The following is a 21,574-nucleotide window of genomic DNA, read 5'->3' as shown; positions in this document are numbered from 1 at the left end:
CGAGACCATGCCGGACGCCGTGGGAACCCCTGGGAAAGACTTCGTCCACCTCCACGTGCACACCGACTACTCGATGCTCGACGGCGCCGCGCGCGTGCCCGCTCTCATCGCGGAGGTGAAGGCGCAGGGCCAGGGCGCCGTGGCGATCACCGACCACGGCTACCTCTTCGGGGCGTACGACTTCTGGAAGCGAGCGCGCGCCGAGGGCGTCAAGCCGATCATCGGCCTCGAGGCCTACGTCACCCCCGGCACGGCCCGCCAGGACCGCACCCGGGTGCGGTGGGGCGAGCCGCACCAGAAGGGCGACGACGTCTCCGGTGGCGGCGCGTACACCCACATGACGCTGTGGTCGGAGAACACCCGCGGCATGCACAACCTGTTCCGGCTCGGGTCGCTCGCGAGCCTCGAGGGGTACTACTTCAAGCCGCGGATGGATCGCGAGCTGCTCACGCGGTACTCCGAGGGGCTCATCGCGACGTCCGGCTGCCCGTCGGGCGAGGTCCAGACCCGGATCCGGCTGGGGCAGTGGGACGAGGCGGTCCGCGCGGCCGCCGAGATGCAGGACATCTTCGGCAAGGAGAGCTACTTCATCGAGCTGATGGACCACGGGCTGGACCTCGAGACCCGCGTGGTCACGCAGCTCATCGAGCTGTCCCGGCACATCGGTGCGCCCCTGGTGGCGACGAACGACCTGCACTACGTCAAGGAGGAGGACGCCGCCGCCCACGAGATGCTGCTCGCGGTGCAGTCCAACTCGCTCCTCAAGGACCCCACGTACGAGCAGGGCGGCAACCGCTTCGCGTTCACGGGCGACACCTACTACGTGCGCTCCAGCGCCCAGATGCGCAGCCTGTTCGCCGAGCTGCCGCAGGCGTGCGACAACACGCTGCTCATCGCCGAGCGGTGCGACGTCACGTTCACGGAGCAGGTGGGCAAGTACATGCCGCACTTCCCGGTGCCGCCGGGCGAGGACGAGATCTCGCTGTTCGTCAAGGAGGTCGAGCAGGGCCTCGTGCACCGGTTCGGCGAGAACGTGCCCGAGGAGGTGCGCAAGCAGGCGGCCTACGAGATCGAGGTCATCACCTCCAAGGGCTACGCCGGCTACTACCTCGTGGTGGCGGACTTCATCAACTGGGCCAAGGACCACGGGATCCGGGTCGGGCCCGGGCGTGGCTCCGGTGCCGGGTCGATGGCGGCGTACGCGATGAAGATCACCGAGCTGGACCCGCTGGCGAACGGCCTCATCTTCGAGCGGTTCCTCAACCCCGAGCGGATGAGCCTGCCCGACTTCGACATCGACTTCGACGAGCGCAGGCGCGGCGAGGTGATCCGCTACGTGACGGAGAAGTACGGCGAGGAGAACGTCGCCTCGATCGTCACGTACGGCACGATCAAGGCCAAGCAGGCGCTCAAGGACGCCGGCCGCGTGCTGGACTACCCGTTCGCGATGGGGGACCGGCTGACGAAGGCGATGCCGCCCGCGGTGATGGGCAAGGACATCTCGCTCAGCGGCATCTTCGACCCGCAGGACAAGCGCTACGCCGAGGCTGCGGAGTTCCGCGCGCTGTACGAGGCCGACCCGGACGCCCGCAAGATCACCGACCGCGCGAAGGGCATCGAGGGGCTCAAGCGCCAGTGGGGCGTGCACGCCGCGGGGATCATCATCTCCAGCGAGCCGCTGCTCGACGTCATCCCCATCATGCGCCGAGAGGCCGACGGCGCGATCATCACCCAGATCGACTTCCCCGCCGGGGAGGACCTGGGCCTGGTGAAGATGGACTTCCTCGGGCTGCGCAACCTCACGATCCTCGACGACGCGCTCGAGAACATCGTCGTCAACGGCAAGGACCGGCTCGTCATCGAGGAGGTGCCGCTCGACGACGCCCCCACCTACGCGCTGCTGGGCCGGGGCGACACGCTCGGGGTCTTCCAGCTCGACGGCGGCGGGATGCGCACGCTGCTGCGGCAGATGCGCCCGGACAACTTCGAGGACATCTCCGCCGTCGGCGCGCTCTACCGGCCCGGCCCGATGGGCGCGAACTCGCACACGAACTACGCCCTGCGCAAGAACGGCCTGCAGGACATCGAGCCGATCCACCCCGAGCTGGCGACCGCGCTGGCGGACGTGCTCGGTCCCACGTACGGACTCATCGTGTACCAGGAGCAGGTGATGGCGATCGCCCAGCACCTGGCCGGCTACACGCTCGGCGAGGCCGACCTGCTGCGGCGCGCGATGGGCAAGAAGAAGAAGGAGATCCTCGACAAGGAGTACGTGCCGTTCTCCACCGGCATGAAGAAGAACGGCTTCTCCGAGGCGGCGATCAAGACCCTCTGGGACATCCTCGTCCCGTTCTCCGACTACGCGTTCAACAAGGCGCACTCCGCGGCCTACGGCCTCGTGTCCTACTGGACGGCCTATCTCAAGGCGAACTACCCGACCGAGTACATGGCCGCGCTGCTGACCTCGACGCGGGACGACAAGGACAAGTCGGCGGTCTACCTCAACGAGTGCCGTCACCTCGGGATCACGGTGCTGCCGCCGGACGTCAACGCGTCCGCCGGGACGTTCACCCCGGTCGGCCAGGACATCCGGTTCGGGATGGCCGCGGTGCGCAACGTGGGTCAGAACGTCGTCGACGCGATCGTCGCGGCGCGGGAGGAGAAGGGCGAGTTCACCTCGTTCACGGACTTCCTGGACAAGGTGCCCGCCGTCGTCTGCAACAAGCGCACGATCGAGTCGCTCATCAAGGCGGGCGCGTTCGACTCGCTCGGACACACCCGGCGTTCGCTCCTCCTCGTGCACGAGCAGGCGGTCGACGCCGTGATCGGGGTCAAGCGCAAGGAGGCCGAGGGTCAGTTCGACCTGTTCGCCGACCTCATGGGCGGGGGCGGGGGACCGGGCGGCACGTCGGCCTTCGCCGTGACGGTGCCGGACCTGCCGGAGTGGGACAAGAAGCAGAAGCTCACCTTCGAGCGGCAGATGCTCGGGCTCTACGTGTCCGACCACCCGCTCGCCGGGGTCGAGCACGTGCTCACGTCCGCGGCGGACGTCTCGATCGCCACGCTGCTCGCCGACGAGCACCGCCCCGACGGGTCGATGGTGACGATCGCCGGCCTGGTGACCTCCGTGGCCCTGAAGATCTCCAAGAACGGCAACCCGTGGGCCGCGGTCACGATCGAGGACCTCGAGGGCAGCGTCGAGGTGATGTTCTTCGGCGAGACCTACGTCGCGTACTCCACCGTGCTGGCCGAGGACGCCGTGGTGGTGCTCAAGGGACGCGTGCGGCGTCGGGACGAGGCCATCTCGCTGCAGGCCCAGGAGCTCTCGCTGCCCGACCTCACGACGGCGGACACCGCCCCCATCACGCTGCAGCTCGCCGAGATGCGGTGCACCGCGCCCCTGGTGACGCGGCTGCGTGAGGTGCTCGAGTCGCACCCGGGCGGGACCGAGGTGCACCTGCGGATCACTCAGCCCGGGCGGGCCACCGTGATGCGGCTCGAGGACACGCTGCGGGTGGAGCGCTCCTCCGCGCTGTTCGGCGACCTCAAGGCGCTGCTCGGGCCGAACTGCCTCGCGTCCTGACGTCGCACCTGACGTCGCCCGGGCGGGCGCTCAGGTCGGCGACGGCTCAGGCGGAGGTGACGACGACGCGCTCGACGCCGCGGGGCAGCGACACCTCGACCACCGCACCCACCGCGACCTGACGTCCTCGGCGGGACTCGGGCTCGCCGTCGACCGTCACCGCGTCGTCGGCGAGAAGCTCCTTGGCCTGGGCGCCGTCCTCGACGAGCCCGGCCAGCTTGAGCAGCTGACCGAGGCGGATCGACTCATCGCGGATCGGGATGTCCATCCGGCCATTGTGCCCCGCGGCCGCCGGGGGCTGGCAGGATCGAGCGGTGGACGAGTCCGCTGCGCACCCGTCGCCGGAGCCGGTTCCGGCGTCGCCGCCTCCTCGGCCGGACCGCTCGGCCCCGACGCCCGACGGCGAGCCCGCCCGCAAGCGACGGGTGCGGATCGTGGGGGTCTCCGGTGCCGGCAAGACGACGCTCGCCGCCGAGGCTGCGCGTCGGCTCGGCGTCGCGCACCTCGAGCTCGACGCCGTGTTCTGGGACCGGGACTGGACGTTCCGGGACGTCGAGGAGGCGCGTGCACTGGTGCGGGAGTTTGTCGCGGCGCACCCGGACGGCTGGGTCGCGGACGGGAACTGGCGCACGAGGCTCGAGGGTCTCCTCGAGCCGGGCACACCCGGGGGAGCCGACCTCGTGGTGTGGCTGGACCACTCGCGTGCGCTCGTGATGTCCCGGCTGGTGCGCCGGACCGTGCGGCGTGGCGTGCTGCGCGAGGAGCTGTGGCACGGCAACCGGGAGAACCCCGCGGACTGGATCCGGCGGGACCCGGAGGAGAACATCCTGCTGTGGGGCTGGACCCAGCACGGTCCGACCCGGACCCGGTTCGCCCCGCGGGTGGGTGACCCGACGTTCCTGCGGCTCGGTGGTCGGCGCGCCGTCGCCGCGTGGCTGGACTCGCTCGGGCCCGCCCGAGCCGACACGCTGGGCTGACCCGCCCGAGCCGACACGCTGGGCTGACACGCCAGGGCCAGTGCCTCTGCGCCACCACCTGGGCCGGCGGTCCTGACCCGACGGTTGCGCGGGTCGGCCCTCGCGGCGCGCCGGCGGCTCGCGCCCTAGACTCGGTGCCCGTGATCTCCCGCATCGACCTGCGTGGTCGGACCCTGACCGCCGCCGAGCTGCGCCGCGCGATCCCGCGCGCGGATCTGGACGTCGAGGCCGCCACCGGGGTGGTCGAGCCGATCCTCGCCGCCGTCCGCGACACCGGTTCGGTGGCGCTGCGCGACCTCGCCGAGCGGTTCGACGGCGTGCGCCCGGTGCACCTGCGGGTCCCGGCGTCGGCGCTCGCGGCCGCGCTCGAGGCGCTCGACCCCGAGCTGCGGGCGGCGCTCGAACTGGCGACGGCGCGCGTGCGCCGCGGCCACGAGGCCCAGCTCCCGCAGCCCACGACGACGCAGCTCGCACCCGGCGCGGTGGTGCGCCAGCGCTGGGTCCCGGTCCGCCGGGTCGGGCTCTACGTGCCGGGCGGGCTGGCCCTGTACCCGTCCAGCGTGGTGATGAACGTCGTCGCGGCGCAGGTCGCGGGGGTCGAGGGCCTCGCGGTCGCAAGCCCGCCGCAGAAGGACAACGACGGCCTGCCCGACCCGACCGTGCTCGCGGCGTGCGCGCTGCTCGGCGTGACCGAGGTCTACGCCGTCGGCGGCGCGCAGGCGATCGGCATGTTCGCGTACGGCGCCGTCGAGCACGACGCGGTGGCGGGCGACGAGAGCACGGTCGGGACCGTGCTGTGCGAACCCGTCGACGTGATCACCGGGCCGGGCAACGTCTACGTCGCGGCGGCCAAGCGCGCGGTGCGCGGCGCCGTCGGGATCGACGCCGAGGCCGGGCCGACCGAGATCGCGATCCTCGCCGACGCGAGCGCCGACGCCGCCCACGTCGCGGCCGACCTCGTCTCGCAGGCCGAGCACGACCCGAACGCGGCCTCGGTCCTGGTGACCAACTCGACCCGGCTCGCCGACGCCGTCGAGGAGCGCCTCGACCAGCGGGTCGCGGCGACGAAGCACACCGCTCGCGTGTGCGCGGCTCTCGGTGGCCCGCAGTCCGCGATCGTGCTCGTGGACGACGTCGAGCACGGCCTGGCCGTCGTCGACGCCTACGCCGCGGAGCACCTCGAGATCCAGACGGCCGACGCCGCCGCGGTGGCCGAGCGCGTGCGCTCGGCCGGCGCGATCTTCGTCGGCGCCTACTCGCCGGTCTCCCTGGGCGACTACGTCGCCGGGTCCAACCACGTGCTGCCCACCGGCGGCTGCGCGCACTACTCCTCGGGCCTCGGCGTCATGAGCTTCACGAAGTCGGTGCAGGTGATCGAGTACACGCGCGACGCGCTCGCCGAGGTGACCGGACCGCTCGTGGCGCTCGCGAACGTCGAGGACCTGCCCGCGCACGGCGAGGCCGCGCAGGCCCGCTTCCTCTGACGTCGAGCCGAGGTCCCGCGCCGACGCCGACGCCGGCACCAAGATCAGGGTCGCGGATGGGGGATCGCCCCGATCCGCCCCGCGCGTGCGCTCGCCTACCGTGAAGGACATGGACTCCTTCTTCGACCTCATCCGTCGGACCGGCTTCCGCCGTGGTCCGGACCGCATCCTCGGCGGCGTCTGCGCCGGCATCGCCCGTCAGCTGGGTCTCGACGTCTGGATCGTGCGGCTCGTCGTCGCGGTCCTGCTGCTCCTCCCGGTGCTCAGCTGGGTCGTCTACGCGATCGCCTGGCTCCTGCTGCCGTGGCAGGACGGCACGATCCCGCTGCAGAGCATGCTCACCGGGTCGGTGCGGCCGCAGAACGCGGACCGTGCGAGCGGCGTCGAGCAGGTGCCGCACGCTCAGGACCGCTGAGGCACCAGATCCCTCGGCCGAGGGATCAAGGCGCCGGTGCCCCGCCGAGGCACCTGCCCTCGGCCGTCGTCGAGGTCAGCGCACGCCCAGCACGAACGGGTGGACGGCCCGGGCACCGGCGAGCCGGAGCAGGCGCGCCGCGAGCGTGAGCGTCCAGCCGGAGTCGGTGTACTCGTCGACCAGCAGCACCGACCGGCCCGGCAGGCCCGCCGCGGCCGCAGGTGACAGGTCCAGCTCCAACCGCTGCTGGACCGCGGCGAGCCGCTGCGCCGAGTTCACGTCGTGGCGGGTGGGCGGGGCGTCGCCCCGAGCGACGAACCGCCCGACGACCGGGACGCCCAGCACGTGCGCGGCACCCTTGGCCAGGTGGTCCACGAGCTGCGGCCGGGTCGTCGAGTCGACGAGGACCACGCCGTCGATCTTCGTCCGCTCGGCCACGAGCCGCTCGAGCAGCGAGCGCACCGCGGGGCGCAGGTCGGCCGGGACGGGTCCGTCACCCGCGCCCGGCCCGACGGCGTCGCGCACCGCCGCGGACAGGCCCACGCCGTCGAGCCGCGCCACGGCCGACCCGGCCTCGGCGCGCTCCTCGACGGCGATCCGCCCGGCGAGCGGGACGCCGAGCGTCGCCATGCCGGTCGGCCACTGCCGCCGCGGGACGACCTCGACGCCGGCCCGGGCGAGCGCGACCCGCACCTCCTCGACCGCGGCGGCGTCCGGCAGCGGCGCGAACCACGCCCCGGCGCACAGGTCGCACCGGCCGCACCGCCACCCGGGCGTGAGGTCGGGGTCGTCGAGCTGCGCTCGCAGGAACCCCAGCCGGCAGGCGTCGGAACCGGCAAGCCGCTCGTAGGCGAGCATCGCGGCCTGCTCGTCCTCGCGCGCCCTGGCCACCCGGGCGTACCGCTCGGCGTCGTACGTCCACGGCCGCCCCGTGGCCCGCCACCCGCCGCGCACCTTCTCCACGGCGCCGTCGACGTCGAGCACGGACAGCATCATCTCCAGGCGGGAGCGCCGCAGGTCGACCTCGGTCTCGAGCCGCGCGGTCGAGGCCGTGCGGTCCGGCGCGTGCTCGAGCGCGTCCAGCACCGTGCGCACCGTCTCCTCCGCCGGGAACGCGAGTGAGCCGAAGTAGGCCCAGATCGCGGCGTCCTCGGGACCGGGCTCGAGGACGACGTCGGCTCGAGCCACCCCGCGGCCGGCGCGTCCGATCTGCTGGTAGTAGGCGATCGGCGAGCCGGGTGCGCCGAGGTGCACGACGAACCCGAGGTCCGGCTTGTCGAACCCCATGCCCAGGGCCGACGTCGCGACGAGCGCCGTCACCCGGTTGGCCAGGAGGTCCGCCTCGAGCTGCTCGCGCTCGGCCGGATCGGTGCGTCCGGTGTAGGCCGCGACCTCGTGACCGGCCGCGCGCAGCCGGCTCGCGACCTCCTCGGCGGCCGCCACGGTGAGGCAGTAGACGATGCCGGAGCCGCTGCCCGCCGCGGCCGCCTCGCGCAGGTAGCCCTCGAGCCACGTGACGCGCACCGCCGAGTCGGCGCGCGGGAGCACCGCGAGCCGCAGCGACTCGCGGTCCAGCGAGCCGCGCAGCACGAGCACGTCCTCGTGCGGTGCGGTCGCCGCGTCCGGCCCGTTCCCGCCGCCCGCGCCCATGCCCATGCCCATGCCCGCGCCCGTGCCGACGCCGCTTCCGCCGGCCGTGTCCGCCGAGACCCCGAGCTGCTCGGCGACGTCGGCGCTCACCCGGGCGTTCGCCGTCGCCGTGGTCGCGAGCACCGGCGTACCCGCGGGCAGGTCGGCAAGCAGCGTGCGGATGCGTCGGTAGTCCGGCCGGAAGTCGTGCCCCCAGTCCGAGACGCAGTGCGCCTCGTCCACGACGACGAGCCCCGCCTCGGCGGCCAGGCGCGGCAGCACCTCGGCACGGAACCCGGGGTTGTTGAGGCGCTCGGGCGAGCACAGCAGCACGTCGACGTCACCGGCGGCGATCGCGGCGTGCACCGACTGCCACTCGGTGACGTTCGCGGAGTTGATCGTCTCCGCCCGGATCCCGGCCCGGGCGGCGGCCGCGACCTGGTCCCGCATGAGCGCCAGCAGCGGCGAGACGATGACGGTGGGGCCGGCGCCGCGGGCGCGCAGCAGCGCGGTGGCCACGAAGTAGACCGCCGACTTGCCCCACCCGGTGCGCTGCACGACCAGCGCTCGCCGGCGCTCCGCGACCAGCGCGTGCACGGCGCGCCACTGGTCCTCCCGCAGCGCCGCGTCGTCCCGACCGACGAGCGCCCGCAGCGCCGCCTGCGCCTCCTCCCGCAGCTCGGGGGAGTCGACGTCGGTGACGTCGACGGCGCGGACTTCGGTGCGCGCCGGCGGCGTCGCGGACGCGTCGCCGGTCGGAGCCACCGACCGGTCGCCGGTGTGCTGAGCGGCCGGGCGAGGCGTCCGGTCACCGGTGCGCTGCGCCGTCGGGCCGGTGGTTCGTCCGCCGCTGCGCGGGGACCGCGCCGGGCCACGCGGCGTGGTCGACGGCGCCGCCGGGCCACCGGCGCCGCCCCAGTCCGCCAGGTCCGGCGGGGCGGCGTCGTACTCCGGGTCGTACGGCGGTTCGTCAAGCGGGACCTCGAGCCGGTCGGAGGCGTCGAGCCCGCCGGTGGAGTCGGGAGAGATCGGCATGCGAGGAACGCTACGTCCCGGCGCCGACAAGGACGGACCCGGAGGAGCTCGCCGAGTGCCGTCGTCCACAGGCTCCTAGACTTGCCCCCGTGACCCCCTCGACCACGGGCTGCGTGCTGCCCGTCCGTCCCGAGCTCGCGGACGAGGTGCCCTACGGCGCCCCGCAGCTGGACGTCCCGGTGCTCCTCAACGTCAACGAGAACCCGTACCCGCCGAGCGAGGAGGTCGTCGCGAGCATCGCCGCCGCCGTCGCCGACGCCGCCCGCGGCCTCAACCGGTACCCGGACCGCGAGTTCCGCACACTGCGCACCGCGCTCGCCGCGTACCTGGCGCGCGAGGCCGGCGTGACGGGCCTGGACGCCGACCACCTCTGGGCCGCGAACGGGTCGAACGAGGTCATGCTGCACCTGCTGCAGGCGTTCGGCGGCCCGGGCCGCACGGCCCTGAGCTTTGCGCCGACCTACTCCATGTACCCCGAGTACGCCCGGGACACGAACACCGGCTGGGTCGCGGGCCGCCGCGAGGAGGACTTCACGCTCGACCCCGACGCGGCGGTGCGCCTCCTGCGCGAGGTGCGTCCCGCCGTCGTGCTCCTGCCCAGTCCGAACAACCCCACCGGGACCGCGCTGCCGCTCGAGACCGTGCGCACGCTGCTCGCCGCCGCCCGCACCACGGGCCCGGACGGGCCCGACGGCGCGCCCACCGCGAGCGTCGTCGTGGTGGACGAGGCGTACGCCGAGTTCCGCCGCGCCGGCACCCCGAGCGCCCTCACGCTGCTCGCCGAGCACCCCCACCTCGCGGTGACGCGGACGATGTCCAAGGCGTTCGGCATGGCCGGAGCGCGGCTCGGCTACCTGGCCGCCGCGCCCGCCCTCGTCGACGCGCTGCGCGTGGTGCGCCTGCCCTACCACCTCTCGGCGGTGACGCAGGCGGTCGCGCTCGCGGCGCTCGCGCACACCGACGCGCTCATGGCCCAGGTCGCATCGCTGCGCGAGGAGCGGGACGGCCTCGTCGCGTGGCTCGCCGCACAGGGGCTGCAGGTGGTCCCGAGCGACGCCAACTTCGTCCTGTTCGGTACGTTTGAGGCGCGGCACGAGGTCTGGCAGCAGCTGCTGGACCGCGGCGTGCTCATCCGGGAGGTCGGCCCGCCGGGCTGGCTGCGGGTGTCGGTCGGCACCCCGGAGGAGACCCGGACGTTCTGCGAGGCGCTCGCGGACGTGCTGCGCGGGCCGGGAGAGGGACGAGAGGCATGAGCGAACGACGGCGGTACGCCCGCATCGAGCGGACGACCAAGGAGTCCACCGTCCTGGTCGAGCTGGACCTGGACGGCAGCGGCGTGGTCGACGTCGACACCACGGTCGGCTTCTGGGACCACATGCTCACAGCCCTCGGCACGCACGCGCGGTTCGACCTCACGGTGCGGGCCAGCGGCGACACCCACATCGACGTGCACCACACGGTCGAGGACACCGCGATCGTGCTGGGCGAGGCGATGCGCGAGGCGCTCGGCGACAAGACCGGGATCGCCCGCTTCGGCGACGCCACGGTGCCGCTGGACGAGGCGCTCGCGCTCGCCGTCGTGGACATCTCCGGGCGCCCCTACTGCGTGCACTCGGGTGAGCCCGAGGGCCAGGAGTACCACCTCATCGGTGGCCACTTCACGGGCTCGCTCACGCGGCACGTGCTGGAGTCCCTCGCGCTGCACGCCGGCATCTGCCTGCACGTGCGCGTGCTCGCCGGACGCGACCCGCACCACATCGTCGAGGCCCAGTTCAAGGCGCTGGCCCGGGCGCTGCGGGCGGCGGTCGCGCCGGACGAGCGCGTGGTCGGCGTGCCCTCGACCAAGGGTGCGCTGTGACGCGCGAGCCCGGCGACCCGCGGGACGACCTGCCCGACTGGCCCGACGACGTCGTCATCCCCGACGACCTGTCCGCGCTCCTCGGCGACACCGAGGGCACGACGGCGGACCAGGCGTCCGCGGCCGGGTCGCCGCCCGCGGGGGTCGAGCCGCGAGCGGCGAGCGCTCCGGCCGCGGCGCCGTCGGAGGGGGCGGACGCCGCGGGCAGAGCCGACCTGCGCGACGGCGGGACCGCTGCCGCGGCCGACGCGGGCCCGGCCGAGGGAGAGGCCGCGGACCCGATCGTCCGCACCACCGCCGTCGTGCTCACGTCCGTGCGTCAGGCCAAGGTGCTCGCCGGTGTGCTCGCCCTGACGGGCATCGAGGCCGCCGTGGTGCCCTCGGCACGCGGCGCGCTCGCGGTGCGCTACGTCGAGCAGGCCGCGGCCGACGTCGACCCCGCCGAGGCGCTCAGCGGCATCCCGCGCGAGGCCGAGGCGCTCGGTGCGGCGCTGTCGGTCGCGACGCGCTCGGAGGTGGTGCTGCTCGCGGCGCGCGTCGACGAGGTCGACGGCGAGATCGCCGGCCAGGTCAAGGCCCGGCGCTACCGCGGGGGTCAGGTGGCGGACGAGCCGCCGCCGGGACTCGTGCTCGCGCAGGCGGACCAGGTGGCCGAGCGACTCCTCATCGGCCTGGTGCAGGCGCCCGAGGTGCCGGGCTACGTCAGCTCGGCCGACCTCGCCAAGCCCGCGGGCCGCTCGTTCTTCGGCCGACGCCGCAAGGGCGGTGACGACGCGTGACCGCGGCGACCGGTGCGAACGAGCCGGCACGGGCGACGCAGCCGGCACGGGCGACCGAGCTGCCGGTGGAGACACCGGGCCCGCGTCCCAGCGTCGTCGTCCTGGACTACGGCTCGGGCAACACCCACTCGGCCGTGCGCGCCCTCGAGCGAGCGGGCGCGGACGTCACGCTCACCTCGAGCCCCCGCGCGGTCGCGGCCGCCGACGGGCTCGTCGTCCCCGGCGTCGGTGCGTTCCGCGCCGTGATGGAGCAGCTGCTCGCGGTGCGCGGCGACCAGCTCATCGAGCGTCGGCTCGCCGGCGGGCGACCCGTGCTCGGCATCTGCGTGGGCCTGCAGATCCTCTTCACCGAGGGGGTCGAGCACGGCGAGCGCACCGACGGCCTGGGCCAGTGGCCCGGCAGCGTGGACCGGCTCGACGCGCCGATCGTGCCGCACATGGGGTGGTCCCCGGTGCGCGTGCCCGAGGGGTCGGTGCTGTTCGAGGGCGTCGAGCACGAGCGGTTCTACTTCGTCCACTCCTACGGCGTGCAGACCGACCCGGCCGCCGCGCTCGCCGCGGCGGGTGAGACGCCGCTCTCGCCGCCGCTGGTCACGTGGGCCGAGCACGGCAGCCCGTTCGTCGCCGCCGTCGAGAACGGCCCGCTGTCCGCCACCCAGTTCCACCCCGAGAAGTCCGGTGACGCCGGCGCGCGGCTGCTGCGCAACTGGGTCCAGGCGCTGTGACCGCTGGGCACCGCCGGCGGCACGTTCCCTCGGGACGGCGCGCGCGCCGTCGTCCGACCTGATCCGACCCCGACCCGACTCGTCCGACCCCCGTCCGCGGCACGTGCGCCGCGACCTTCCCTGGAGAGTGAACCCGCATGACCGCCCCCGCCGAGCTCCCCGTGCTCCAGCTGCTGCCCGCCGTCGACGTGACGGAGGGCCAGGCCGTCCAGCTCGTCCAGGGCGTGGCCGGCTCGGGCGGGCAGTACGGCGACCCGTACGACGCGGCGCTGCGCTGGGTGGACGCGGGCGCGCCGTGGCTGCACCTCGTGGACCTCGACGCGGCGTTCGGCCGGGGATCGAACCACGAGCTGCTGGCCTCGATCGTCGAGCGGGTGAGCGGCCGGATCCAGGTGGAGCTGTCCGGCGGCATCCGGGACGACGCGTCGCTGACCCGCGCGCTCGCCACGGGCGTGCGTCGCGTGAACATCGGCACGGCCGCCCTGGAGGACCCCGACTGGACCGCCCGGGTGATCGCCGAGCACGGCGACCGGATCGCGATCGGGCTCGACGTGCGCGGGTCGCGCCTCGCGGCGCGCGGCTGGACCCAGGAGGGCGGTGAGCTCGACGACGTGCTCGACCAGCTCGAGGCCGCCGGCTGCGCGCGCTACGTCGTCACGGACGTGACGAAGGACGGCACGCTGCGCGGCCCGAACCTCGACCTGCTGCGACACGTGTGCGCGCGCACCTCCTCACCCGTGATCGCCTCGGGCGGGATCTCGACGCTCGAGGACCTGCGCGTGCTGCGCACGCTGGTGGCCGAGGGCGTGGAGGGGGCGATCGTCGGCACGGCGCTGTACTCGGGCGCCTTCACGATCGACGAGGCGCTCGACGTCGCCGGACGCGCCTGAGCCCGCGATGCCGATCTCGGACTTCCTCCCGCGCACGGGGGAGCAGCGCGCGCCCCGTGAGCTGCCGCCCGTCTCCGCCTTCGCCGGCGACGACGGCACCTGCCCGCCCGAGCTCGCGGCCGCGCTCGCGGTCCCGGTCGACCAGGCCGACCCGGAGGCAGACGCCGGAGCGGGCCCCGGAGCGGGCCCCGAAGCCGGCGCCGTGGCCGGCTCGAAGCGGCTGCGCGCGGTCGTCGCGGCCCTCGCGAGCGCCCGCGTGCTCGTGCCGGTCGTCGCGCACGAGGAGACCGCGCACGACGGCGACGTCCGCGAACGCCTGACCGGTCACCGCGAGCGGCGCACGTACTCGCGCCCCGGCGTGCCGACCGGCAGCGGAGCGGATCAGGACGCAGCGCACGACGGCGGCGCGCACGATCAGCACGGCGCGCACCACGGCGTGGCGCACGACGGCGGCGCGCACCATCGACACGACGCTCACCCGGGCGCGGGGCACGAGCACGGCGAGGCGCACGACGGCGACCGGCACGCCTCGGCGTCGATGGTCACCGTGCGCACGCCGGACGGCCGCGAGGCGCTGCCCGTGTTCTCCTCGGTCGCGGCGCTCACCGCATGGCGCCGTGACGCCCGGCCCGTGCCGCACCAGGCGGTCCGGGCCGCGATGGCCGCCGTGGACGAGGCCGGCGGGGTGCTCGTGCTCGACGCCGGGTCACCCGCACCTGTGCTGATCCCGCGGCCCGCGGTCTGGGCGCTCGCCCGGCGCGAGGCGTGGGTCCCAGCGCTGGCCGATCCCACCGTCGTGCGCGAGCTCGTCGACACCGTGCGCGGCGTCGACGGCGTGCGGTCGGCCGCCGTCGCACCCGGGGCGCGCGCCGAGGTCAAGGTGAGCCTCGCCGTCGTGCCCGGGCTGTCGCGCGAGCAGGTTCAGGGGGTGGCGCAGGCGGTCGCGACCGCGCTCGGCGAGAGCGCCGTCGTCGCCGAGCGCGTGGACTCCCTCGAGCTGGCGCTCACCTCGGCCTGACCCGGCCGGCAGACGGCGCAGGCGTCCCACGCCGCGCCCGCACTGCGCGTGCGAGCGCGGACGCTGCTCCGGCGACCCGGCTGAGCGCCGCCGGGGCAGCGCCGCCGGGGCAGCGCCGCGGCGCGAGCCGCAGCGCCTACCGGCGCCGGCCGATCGCGTGGGCGACCTTCTCCGCCGTCGTCGGCACGGTGTCGCGCAGGGCCTGCGCGCCGTGCTCGCTCACGCCGAGCGCGGCCTGCGCCGCCGCGTTGGCCCCGGCCACGAACGCCTCGCCGGCCTTCTCGGTCGCGGTGCCGAAAGCGCCGGCGGCCGAGCCTGCCACCGAGGTGAAGGCCTGGCTCACGCGGTCGGTCGCCGCGCCGAACGCGCCGGCGGCGGAGCCCGCGGCCGAGGCGAAGGCGGCGAACCCGGCGGTCGCGATCGTCGTCGCGCCCCGCGTGACGACCGTGGCCGCGGCGACCGCCGCGACGGACGCCACCACGGCACCGGCGAACGCGGCCGTGCCGAGGATGACGAGGTTGGCGTCGACCGCGGGGCGCCACCGCGTCTCGCCGTTCGTCGTGACGTACGCGCCCGCCGGCCACCCGACGACCCCGAACCCGCCGCCGCCGCCCGACCCGCTGGGGGAGGAGCCGGCGGGCCTGGCCGCACCGTCACCGGCGTCGGTGTCGGCCCCGGCACCGGCGGCGGCCGCGGCCGTGAAGTCGCCCTCGCCGAACCCGAGGCCGTGGCCGCCGAAGACGGTGGCGACCGGGATCACGCTGCCCGCGGGGGTCTCGATCGGGTCGCCGAACACCCGGCTGACGCCGAGCGCGCGCGAGGCCGCCTCGGTGAGCGCGGCGAGAGGGGAGGTCGGGCGGGCGGACGTGGGCTGCGCTGACATGACTGCTCCTCAACAGGGGGGCCGCCCCGGCCAGGACGACCTGGTCTCGACGCTAGCAACCAGGCTTCGACGACCCGGCGAGGCGCGCGCCGGTGTCGCAGGGCGGACGGGCCGGGCGGGTAGCGGCGGATCGCGGCGCAGACGCGCCCGGCGGTCCGGCGACGAGTCGGCGCGACCGGGTGCTCGACCCGTCTGCGGTGCGTGTTCGGTGCCGCCACCGCGGTCGGATGGGCGAGACTGCGGCCATGGCTCTCGCGCACACCTACGTCTTCTCCGAGTCCCTGCTCATGAGCACCTCGCTCACAGTGATCCTGCCGCAGGCGACGAACGCCCAGATCGGGATGAGCGGCACACGCACCGCGGCGGACCCGTCCGTCCTCTACCTGCTGCACGGCCTCTCCGACGACGACACCATCTGGCTGCGCCGCACCTCGATCGAGCGCTACGCGGCCGACTACGGGATCGCCGTCGTGATGCCACGCGTGGAGCGCAGCTTCTACCAGGACATGGCACACGGTGAGCGGTACTGGACCTACGTGAGCGAGGAGCTGCCGGCGATCGTCCAGCAGCTGTTCCGGGTGTCGAGCCGGCGCGAGGACACGTTCGTCGCGGGCCTGTCGATGGGCGGCTACGGCGCCATGCGGCTCGGGCTCGCCCGGCCCGACCGGTTCGCGGCGGCCGCGTCGCTGTCCGGCGCGCTCGACATCGCGCACCCGTTCGTCCGCGACGCGCGCGAGGACTTCTACACGAACGCGTTCGGCGAGGCAGACGTCCAGGGCACAGGGGCCGACCTGCTGCACCTGCTGCGCGAGGCCGACCCGGCGGCGCTGCCCGCCCTCATGGTCGCCTGCGGCACCGAGGACGACCTGTGGCCGATGCAGGAGTCCTTCCTCGCCGTCGCGGCCGAGCGCGGGATCGACGTGACCACGTCGTTCGGCCCGGGGCAGCACGAGTGGGGGTACTGGGACGCGCGCATCCAGGACGTGCTCGCCTGGCTGCCCCTGGCCGGGGCCGACCGCGGACCCGGGACCGCGCCCGGCACCGCCTCAGCCTGAGCGCGACGCGCCCTCGCCACCCGGGTGGCTAGCCTTGGCGGCATGACGCTCCACACGATCTGGCTCGTCCGGCACGGCGAGAGCGTCGGCAACCAGGCCGCGACGAGCGCCGAGCGCGCGGGGCTCGAGCGGATCGAGCTCGACCTGCGCGACGCCGACGTGCCGCTGTCGGACGTCGGGGTCGAGCAGGCCGAGGCCCTCGGGGCGTGGCTCACGGAGCACCGCACCGGGATCGACGTGTTCTTCGTGTCGCCGTACCGCCGGGCACGGCAGACGCTCGAGATCGCCGCGGCCGACCTGGACGCACCGGCGCGCGTGGACGAACGGCTGCGGGACCGCGAGCTCGGCGTGCTCGACCTGCTGACCTGGCGGGGCGTCCAGGCGCGGTACCCCGAGGAGGCGGAGCGGCGGCGCCGGCTGGGGAAGTACTACCACCGCCCACCCGGCGGGGAGTCGTGGGCGGACGTCCAGCTGCGGCTGCGGTCCTTCCTGCACGACGCCCTCGCCACGCCCGAGGGCACGGCGATGGTCGTCGCGCACGACGCCGTCGTGATGCTCGTGGTGGCCGCGCTGCTGGGGATGACCGAGGAGGAGCTCATGCCGTTCGCGGCGGAGCACACGGTGCTCAACGCGTCCCTCACCCGCGTGGAGCTGACGGAGGAGGGCTGGCAGCTCGCGGTGTTCTCCGACGTCGACCACCTGCAGCGCGAGGGCGCCGACGTCACCGTGCACCCGGGAAGCCCCGATGTCGACCATGCGTGAGCCGGTCTCCGTCACAGCCGAGCTGCTGCGCTCGTGGGGGCTGCCCGACCCGGGGGAGTCGAAGAAGGACCGCGGCGACGTCGTCGTCGTCGGCGGGTCGCGCCGCACGCCTGGCGGCGTCATGCTGGCCGGCGAGGCGGCGCTCCGGGTCGGCGCGGGCCGGCTCGCCGTGCTCGCGCCCGGGTCGATCGACGCCCAGCTCGGCGCCGTCCTGCCGGAGGCCGCGATCTTCGCCCTCCCGGACGACCCGACCGATCCGGTCGAGGGGCCGCCGCGCGACCAGCTCGCGGCGGCGGACGCGGTCCTGTTCGGGCCGGGCTTCGACGACGCCGAGGAGACCCTGGCCACGCTCGTCGCCGTCGCCGAGGCACACCCGAGGTGCCTCGTGCTCGACGCGTGGGGCCTCGGCGTCCTGCCTCGAGCCGAGCGGTCGGCGCTGCCCGAGCGCCTCGTGCTCACGCCGAACCGCGAGGAGCTCACGCTGCTGCGGGAGGCCGGATCCGACAGCGAGTCCGACGGCTCCGACGGCGAGTCCGACGGCTCCGACGGGGACGAGCTCGCCGACGTCGTCGAGGTGGCGCGCCGGTACGGCGCCGTCGTGACGTGCTACGGCACGGTCGCCGACCCGACCGGCCACGTGTGGCGGGTGCCCGACGGCGGCCCCGGCCTGGGCACTTCGGGCAGCGGGGACGTGCTGTCCGGCGCGATCGCCGGGTTCGCGGCCCGCGGGCTCGACCTCGCGCGCGCCGCGGTGTGGGGGACCTGGGTGCACGCGCGGGCCGGCGAGCGCCTCACCGAACGGCTCGGGCTCGGCTTCCTCGCCCGCGAGCTCGCCCCGGAGCTCGCGCTCGCGGTGCGCGAGGTGAGCTGAGCGACACCGCGCCCGAGGAGGTCAGCGACCGCGGGTCAGCGGACCGGGCCGGTCCACTTCTCGCCGGGGCCGTCGCCCGGTGCGTCGGGGTAGGGCGAGGCCTCGCGGAACGCGAGCTGCAGCGTGCGCAGGCCGTCCCGCAGCGGGCGCGCGTGCCGGTCGCCGATCTCCGTGGCTCCGGCGGTGACCAGTCCGGCGAGCGCCGTGATGAGTTTGCGCGCCTCGTCGAGGTCGCGCAGGTCGGCGCCCCGCACGTCGTCGGAGTCGGGCGCGAGGCCGCACTTCACGGCGGCCGCGCTCATGAGGTGGACGGCCGCGGAGCTGATGATCTCGACGGCGGGGACGTCGGCGATGTCGCGGGTGGCCTCGTCGGAGCCGCCCGCCACGGCCTCGTCGGAGCCGCCCGCCACGGGCGCGTCGGCGGCGGTGGAGTGGGGATCGGTCACGTCTGGTAGTCTTGCATGTCGACCAACCGGTCACGCTCACTCATGCCCGCCGTCCGGCGGCGCACGACGGCGAGATCGGTGCGCAAGTGGAGATCCTCCCACCTCGCTCCCGGCCCTCGCGGCGACGGGGAGCAGGTCCTCGGTCGGGGTTCGCGACGCCGTCGCGCACCCCAGCAGGTGCACCCCGGTGCGCCGAGCTCGAGGCCTCCGCATGCGCTCACGTGCGGGGGCCTTTCCTGTGCGTGAGGTCATCCGACGAGAGACCCAAGGAGCACAGCATCAGCGAGCCCCGCATCAACGAGCGGATCCGCGTGCCCGAGGTACGTCTGGTCGGCCCGAACGGTGAGCAGGTCGGCATCGTTCGCGTCGAGGACGCGCTTCGCCTCGCCGAGGAGGCGGACCTCGACCTGGTCGAGGTCGCGCCGGACGCGCGCCCCCCGGTCTGCAAGCTCATGGACTTCGGGAAGTTCAAGTACGAGACGGCCCAGAAGGCGCGCGACGCGCGCCGCAACCAGGCCAACACCGTGCTGAAGGAGATCCGTTTCCGGCTCAAGATCGACCCGCACGACTACGGCACCAAGAAGGGCCACGTCGAGCGGTTCCTCAAGGCCGGCGACAAGGTGAAGGTCATGATCATGTTCCGCGGCCGGGAGCAGTCCCGTCCGGAGATGGGCATGCGCCTGCTGCAGCGGCTCGCCGAGGACGTCTCCGAGCTGGGCACGGTGGAGTCCTCGCCGCGGCTGGACGGGCGAAACATGACGATGGTCATCGCGCCGACCAAGCGGAAGGCCGACGCCATCCAGGAGCAGCGCAAGGCTCGCGCCGAGCGCACCCGCGAGGACGCCCCGGTGGCGTCGCCCGCGGACGGCGACCGGAGCGCAGCGGCGGCGCCGGCACCCGAGCCCGAGTCCGTCGTCGAGGCCCCGGCGGCCGAGCAGGTCGCCGAGACCGCCACGCCCGCGACGGTCGAGGCTCCCGCGGCGCCGGCCGAGACCCGGGCCGAGGCCGTCGCGCCGCAGGGCGACGACGTCGAGGAGGTCGCCGAGGTGAGCGAGCCCGCACCGGTCAGCGCGCCGGCCAAGGCGAGCGCCCCGGCCGCGAAGGCCCCCGCGGCCCCGCGTCCCGCCACGCCGCGTCCGGCTCCGCGACCCGCCTCCCGGCCGAGCGAGCAGGCTGGCACGGCGAGCACGACGTCGTCGGCCGCACCCCGGCCGCAGGCCCCCCGGCCCGCGGCTCCCAAGCCCGGTGCACCGCGTCCCGCGCGGCCCGCACCGCGACCCAAGTCCTGACCGGCTCCGGCCGGCACCTGCCGGGCGGATCCCCGCCCGCACGACCCGCAAGCCCCGCACCGCACGGTGCGGCCCTACCGAGGATGGCGAGATGCCGAAGAACAAGACGCACTCCGGTGCCAAGAAGCGTTTCCGGGTGACCGGGAGCGGCAAGATCATGCGCGAGCAGACGGGCATCCGTCACCTCAACGAGCACAAGACCTCCACCCGCAAGCGCCGCCTGTCCTCCGACCAGGTCGTGGACAGCGCCGACGTCCGCAAGATCAAGAAGCTGCTCGGCCGCTGAGCCGCGCGTACTACTAGAAGGAGACTCACGTGGCACGCGTGAAGCGGGCGGTCAACGCCCACAAGAAGCGCCGGGTCGTTCTCGAGCAGGCGTCCGGCTACCGCGGGCAGCGCTCGCGTCTGTATCGCAAGGCCAAGGAGCAGGTCACCCACTCCCTCGGCTACGCCTACCGCGACCGTCGCGCCCGCAAGGGTGACTTCCGTCGCCTGTGGATCCAGCGTGTGAACGCCGCGGCCCGCGCCAACGGCATCACGTACAACCGGTTCATCCAGGGCCTCAAGGCCGCGGAGATCGAGGTCGACCGTCGCATGCTCGCCGAGCTCGCGGTCAACGACCCCGCGGCGTTCACGGCGCTCGTGGAGCTGGCCAAGAAGGCGCTCCCCGAGGACGTCAACGCCCCCAAGGCGGCCTGACCTCCTGCGAGACGACACGGCCCGTCCCCCTCGGGGGACGGGCCGTTTCTCGTGCGCGGGCGCTCGTTCGCCGATCGGGTCGGGCGCGCCCGTCGGGGCGCCCGCTGGGGCGCCCGCGCCGCCGCGGGCGTCAGCCGGCCGCGGTCTCGTGCTCGGCGTCGTCGACGGCGCCGTCGTCGTGGGCGACGGTGTAGCCGTACAGCTCGCCCTGCCACTCGCTGACCCAGATCCGAGCGTCGACGTCGTCGGGCGCGTCGGGGTTGGCCACGCGCAGCGTGACGCCGTAGCTCTCGTCGATGAGCGCGGCGTCGTGGCCGCTCGCGGTGAGTCGCGCGTGCAGCTCGTGCAGCAGCCCGCCGTCGCCGTCGCCTGCTCCGGCGTCGCCGACGGCGCCGGGTCCGGCGATCTCGAAGGCCAGCTCGGTTCCCACCGTCCGTCCGGCGTGCACCGCGGCGAGCCCCCCGCCGTCGGCTCGCAGGTCGACCCAGCCGCCGGAGTCGGAGGCGATCCGACGCCGCAGCCCGAGCGTCTCGAGCAGGTCCGCGGCCTCCTGGACGACCGGGGTGTACCAGATCGCCTGCACCGCCGTCGTGGGCGTCGGGCCCGCGGGTGCCGGGTCTGCGGGGGAGTGCGCGGCGGGCGGCTCGGCTGCCGGCGCGAGCACCGGATCGAACGTCACGACCGCGCCGTCGGCCGCGATCACGCGCAGCTCCTCGCCGTGCCCCATGACGCGACGCTCGAGCCGCGCGCCGTGCGTTGCCAGGGCGGGACCCAGCCGGCGCTCGAGCGCGGGCAGGCTGTCCTCCTCGACGAGAAGTCGCAGGTCGGTGACGCCGTCGTCGGGTGCGCCGGCCTCGGCGTGGTGCAGCGCGAGCGCACCGGAGCCGTACGTGAGCTCGATCCAGCCGTCGGACTCGTGCGTGACGACGCCGCCGAGCGCGACGGCGAGCTCCCGCCAGCGCGCGAGCTCGCTCGTGCGGTGGATGGGTCGGACGATCATCGTTCCTCCTCGAGATAGCGCTCGAGCGCCTGGCGCACGAGCTCGGACAGGGACAGCCCCTCGTCGATGCTGCGGTGCTTGACCGCGCGGACGAGGTCCGGCGGCAGGTAGACGTTGAACTGCACCTTGCGGGGCGGAGACTCCTCGGTCACCGGATTCATGCCAGCATGCTAGCA

General features: G+C 74.6%; 22 protein-coding genes. 16 read left to right on the top strand and 6 right to left on the bottom strand.

The window, feature by feature from the left end; translation table 11 throughout:
• Window positions 1-7: 7 nt before the first annotated feature.
• Window positions 8-3,583: a DNA polymerase III subunit alpha gene (gene dnaE, locus FH969_RS00195; protein WP_139985310.1), complete on the top strand. Its 3,576-nt coding sequence runs from the start codon at window positions 8-10 to the stop codon at window positions 3,581-3,583.
• 46 nt (window positions 3,584-3,629) lie between these two features.
• On the opposite strand, the gene FH969_RS00190 is transcribed toward dnaE, so the two are convergent.
• A complete protein-coding gene (locus FH969_RS00190) occupies window positions 3,630-3,851 on the bottom strand; it encodes an RNA-binding S4 domain-containing protein (RefSeq protein WP_108719701.1) in 222 nt (73 codons plus the stop codon).
• 46 nt (window positions 3,852-3,897) lie between these two features.
• Here FH969_RS00190 and FH969_RS00185 point away from each other — a divergent pair, with 46 nt between their 5' ends.
• From FH969_RS00185 to FH969_RS00175, 3 genes are all read left to right on the top strand, one after another.
• Window positions 3,898-4,560 (top strand): P-loop NTPase family protein, encoded by a 663-nt coding sequence (locus tag FH969_RS00185; protein WP_246071607.1) that lies wholly within the window; start codon window positions 3,898-3,900, stop codon window positions 4,558-4,560.
• A gap of 140 nt (window positions 4,561-4,700) precedes the next feature.
• Entirely contained in the window at window positions 4,701-6,044 is a 1,344-nt protein-coding gene (gene hisD / locus FH969_RS00180) for a histidinol dehydrogenase (protein WP_139985308.1), read from the top strand.
• A 109-nt stretch (window positions 6,045-6,153) separates the two neighbouring features.
• Window positions 6,154-6,459 carry a PspC domain-containing protein gene (locus FH969_RS00175; protein ID WP_139985306.1) on the top strand — a complete coding sequence of 102 codons (306 nt, stop codon included), beginning with the start codon at window positions 6,154-6,156 and terminating at the stop codon, window positions 6,457-6,459.
• Between the two features lie 75 nt (window positions 6,460-6,534).
• Here FH969_RS00175 and FH969_RS00170 read toward each other — a convergent pair whose 3' ends face one another.
• Window positions 6,535-9,123, bottom strand: a complete 2,589-nt coding sequence (locus FH969_RS00170; protein WP_139985304.1) for a RecQ family ATP-dependent DNA helicase — start codon at window positions 9,121-9,123, stop codon at window positions 6,535-6,537.
• Window positions 9,124-9,212: 89 nt separating this feature from the next.
• Here FH969_RS00170 and FH969_RS00165 point away from each other — a divergent pair, with 89 nt between their 5' ends.
• From FH969_RS00165 to FH969_RS00140, 6 genes are all read left to right on the top strand, one after another.
• Window positions 9,213-10,376, top strand: a complete 1,164-nt coding sequence (locus tag FH969_RS00165; protein ID WP_139985302.1) for a histidinol-phosphate transaminase — start codon at window positions 9,213-9,215, stop codon at window positions 10,374-10,376.
• The gene (hisB, locus tag FH969_RS00160) at window positions 10,373-10,981 is read left to right on the top strand and encodes an imidazoleglycerol-phosphate dehydratase HisB (RefSeq protein WP_139985300.1); all 609 of its coding nucleotides are present in this window, start codon (window positions 10,373-10,375) and stop codon (window positions 10,979-10,981) included. Before FH969_RS00165 ends, hisB begins: the two co-directional genes overlap by 4 nt.
• Complete coding sequence (locus tag FH969_RS00155; protein WP_139985298.1) at window positions 10,978-11,760, top strand: hypothetical protein; 783 nt, start codon at window positions 10,978-10,980, stop codon at window positions 11,758-11,760. The genes hisB and FH969_RS00155 overlap by 4 nt, the downstream gene beginning before the upstream one ends.
• Window positions 11,757-12,485 (top strand): imidazole glycerol phosphate synthase subunit HisH, encoded by a 729-nt coding sequence (gene hisH / locus FH969_RS00150; protein ID WP_425462439.1) that lies wholly within the window; start codon window positions 11,757-11,759, stop codon window positions 12,483-12,485. The genes FH969_RS00155 and hisH overlap by 4 nt, the downstream gene beginning before the upstream one ends.
• A gap of 137 nt (window positions 12,486-12,622) precedes the next feature.
• Window positions 12,623-13,375 carry a bifunctional 1-(5-phosphoribosyl)-5-((5-phosphoribosylamino)methylideneamino)imidazole-4-carboxamide isomerase/phosphoribosylanthranilate isomerase PriA gene (priA, locus tag FH969_RS00145; RefSeq protein WP_108719708.1) on the top strand — a complete coding sequence of 251 codons (753 nt, stop codon included), beginning with the start codon at window positions 12,623-12,625 and terminating at the stop codon, window positions 13,373-13,375.
• Window positions 13,376-13,382: 7 nt separating this feature from the next.
• The gene (locus FH969_RS00140) at window positions 13,383-14,393 is read left to right on the top strand and encodes an SseB family protein (RefSeq protein WP_139985296.1); all 1,011 of its coding nucleotides are present in this window, start codon (window positions 13,383-13,385) and stop codon (window positions 14,391-14,393) included.
• A gap of 136 nt (window positions 14,394-14,529) precedes the next feature.
• Here FH969_RS00140 and FH969_RS15035 read toward each other — a convergent pair whose 3' ends face one another.
• Complete coding sequence (locus tag FH969_RS15035; protein WP_180359601.1) at window positions 14,530-15,276, bottom strand: hypothetical protein; 747 nt, start codon at window positions 15,274-15,276, stop codon at window positions 14,530-14,532.
• Window positions 15,277-15,521: 245 nt separating this feature from the next.
• Between FH969_RS15035 and FH969_RS00125 the strand changes: the two genes are divergently transcribed.
• From FH969_RS00125 to FH969_RS00115, 3 genes are read left to right on the top strand one after another with little or no spacing between them, the layout of a single operon-like run.
• Window positions 15,522-16,331, top strand: a complete 810-nt coding sequence (locus FH969_RS00125) for an alpha/beta hydrolase (protein WP_139985294.1) — start codon at window positions 15,522-15,524, stop codon at window positions 16,329-16,331.
• Between the two features lie 42 nt (window positions 16,332-16,373).
• The gene (locus FH969_RS00120) at window positions 16,374-17,093 is read left to right on the top strand and encodes a histidine phosphatase family protein (RefSeq protein WP_139985292.1); all 720 of its coding nucleotides are present in this window, start codon (window positions 16,374-16,376) and stop codon (window positions 17,091-17,093) included.
• Window positions 17,086-17,964, top strand: a complete 879-nt coding sequence (locus FH969_RS00115; protein ID WP_342776981.1) for an ADP-dependent NAD(P)H-hydrate dehydratase — start codon at window positions 17,086-17,088, stop codon at window positions 17,962-17,964. The genes FH969_RS00120 and FH969_RS00115 overlap by 8 nt, the downstream gene beginning before the upstream one ends.
• 35 nt (window positions 17,965-17,999) lie before the next feature.
• Here the strand turns inward: FH969_RS00115 and FH969_RS00110 are convergent, their stop codons facing one another.
• Complete coding sequence (locus FH969_RS00110) at window positions 18,000-18,374, bottom strand: DUF1844 domain-containing protein (RefSeq protein WP_139985479.1); 375 nt, start codon at window positions 18,372-18,374, stop codon at window positions 18,000-18,002.
• A gap of 278 nt (window positions 18,375-18,652) precedes the next feature.
• Between FH969_RS00110 and infC the strand changes: the two genes are divergently transcribed.
• From infC to rplT, 3 genes are all read left to right on the top strand, one after another.
• Window positions 18,653-19,699, top strand: coding sequence for a translation initiation factor IF-3 (gene infC / locus FH969_RS00105; RefSeq protein ID WP_246071606.1), 1,047 nt, complete (start codon window positions 18,653-18,655; stop codon window positions 19,697-19,699).
• 91 nt (window positions 19,700-19,790) lie between these two features.
• On the top strand, window positions 19,791-19,985 hold the full coding sequence (gene rpmI, locus FH969_RS00100; protein WP_108719711.1) for a 50S ribosomal protein L35: 195 nt from the start codon (window positions 19,791-19,793) through the stop codon (window positions 19,983-19,985).
• Window positions 19,986-20,014: 29 nt separating this feature from the next.
• A complete protein-coding gene (gene rplT, locus FH969_RS00095; protein WP_108719712.1) occupies window positions 20,015-20,398 on the top strand; it encodes a 50S ribosomal protein L20 in 384 nt (127 codons plus the stop codon).
• A gap of 130 nt (window positions 20,399-20,528) precedes the next feature.
• Here the strand turns inward: rplT and FH969_RS00090 are convergent, their stop codons facing one another.
• Entirely contained in the window at window positions 20,529-21,398 is an 870-nt protein-coding gene (locus tag FH969_RS00090) for a hypothetical protein (protein WP_139985288.1), read from the bottom strand.
• Window positions 21,395-21,559 carry a ribbon-helix-helix domain-containing protein gene (locus FH969_RS00085; RefSeq protein ID WP_108719714.1) on the bottom strand — a complete coding sequence of 55 codons (165 nt, stop codon included), beginning with the start codon at window positions 21,557-21,559 and terminating at the stop codon, window positions 21,395-21,397. The genes FH969_RS00090 and FH969_RS00085 overlap by 4 nt, the downstream gene beginning before the upstream one ends.
• Window positions 21,560-21,574: the final 15 nt, after the last annotated feature.

Origin of the sequence: Miniimonas arenae, from assembly GCF_006351005.1 — a bacterium.
In the GTDB taxonomy this organism is placed as follows: Bacteria; Actinomycetota; Actinomycetes; order Actinomycetales; family Beutenbergiaceae; genus Miniimonas; species Miniimonas arenae.
Note: the sequence above shows the minus strand (reverse complement) of the source record. Positions and strands in the feature narration are given on the sequence as shown.

What these genes read in the sequence shown, in the direction of transcription:
- FH969_RS15035 (WP_180359601.1), bottom strand. Translation starts at nt 15,276, where the DNA reads ATGTCAGCGCAGCCCACGTCCGCCCGCCCGACCTCCCCTCTCGCCGCG.
- FH969_RS00125 (WP_139985294.1), top strand. Translation starts at nt 15,522, where the DNA reads ATGGCTCTCGCGCACACCTACGTCTTCTCCGAGTCCCTGCTCATGAGC.
- FH969_RS00085 (WP_108719714.1), bottom strand. Translation starts at nt 21,559, where the DNA reads ATGAATCCGGTGACCGAGGAGTCTCCGCCCCGCAAGGTGCAGTTCAAC.
- FH969_RS00120 (WP_139985292.1), top strand. Translation starts at nt 16,374, where the DNA reads ATGACGCTCCACACGATCTGGCTCGTCCGGCACGGCGAGAGCGTCGGC.
- priA (WP_108719708.1), top strand. Translation starts at nt 12,623, where the DNA reads ATGACCGCCCCCGCCGAGCTCCCCGTGCTCCAGCTGCTGCCCGCCGTC.
- FH969_RS00140 (WP_139985296.1), top strand. Translation starts at nt 13,383, where the DNA reads ATGCCGATCTCGGACTTCCTCCCGCGCACGGGGGAGCAGCGCGCGCCC.
- FH969_RS00190 (WP_108719701.1), bottom strand. Translation starts at nt 3,851, where the DNA reads ATGGACATCCCGATCCGCGATGAGTCGATCCGCCTCGGTCAGCTGCTC.
- rpmI (WP_108719711.1), top strand. Translation starts at nt 19,791, where the DNA reads ATGCCGAAGAACAAGACGCACTCCGGTGCCAAGAAGCGTTTCCGGGTG.
- hisB (WP_139985300.1), top strand. Translation starts at nt 10,373, where the DNA reads ATGAGCGAACGACGGCGGTACGCCCGCATCGAGCGGACGACCAAGGAG.
- FH969_RS00115 (WP_342776981.1), top strand. Translation starts at nt 17,086, where the DNA reads ATGCGTGAGCCGGTCTCCGTCACAGCCGAGCTGCTGCGCTCGTGGGGG.
- FH969_RS00090 (WP_139985288.1), bottom strand. Translation starts at nt 21,398, where the DNA reads ATGATCGTCCGACCCATCCACCGCACGAGCGAGCTCGCGCGCTGGCGG.
- FH969_RS00175 (WP_139985306.1), top strand. Translation starts at nt 6,154, where the DNA reads ATGGACTCCTTCTTCGACCTCATCCGTCGGACCGGCTTCCGCCGTGGT.
- dnaE (WP_139985310.1), top strand. Translation starts at nt 8, where the DNA reads ATGCCGGACGCCGTGGGAACCCCTGGGAAAGACTTCGTCCACCTCCAC.
- FH969_RS00170 (WP_139985304.1), bottom strand. Translation starts at nt 9,123, where the DNA reads ATGCCGATCTCTCCCGACTCCACCGGCGGGCTCGACGCCTCCGACCGG.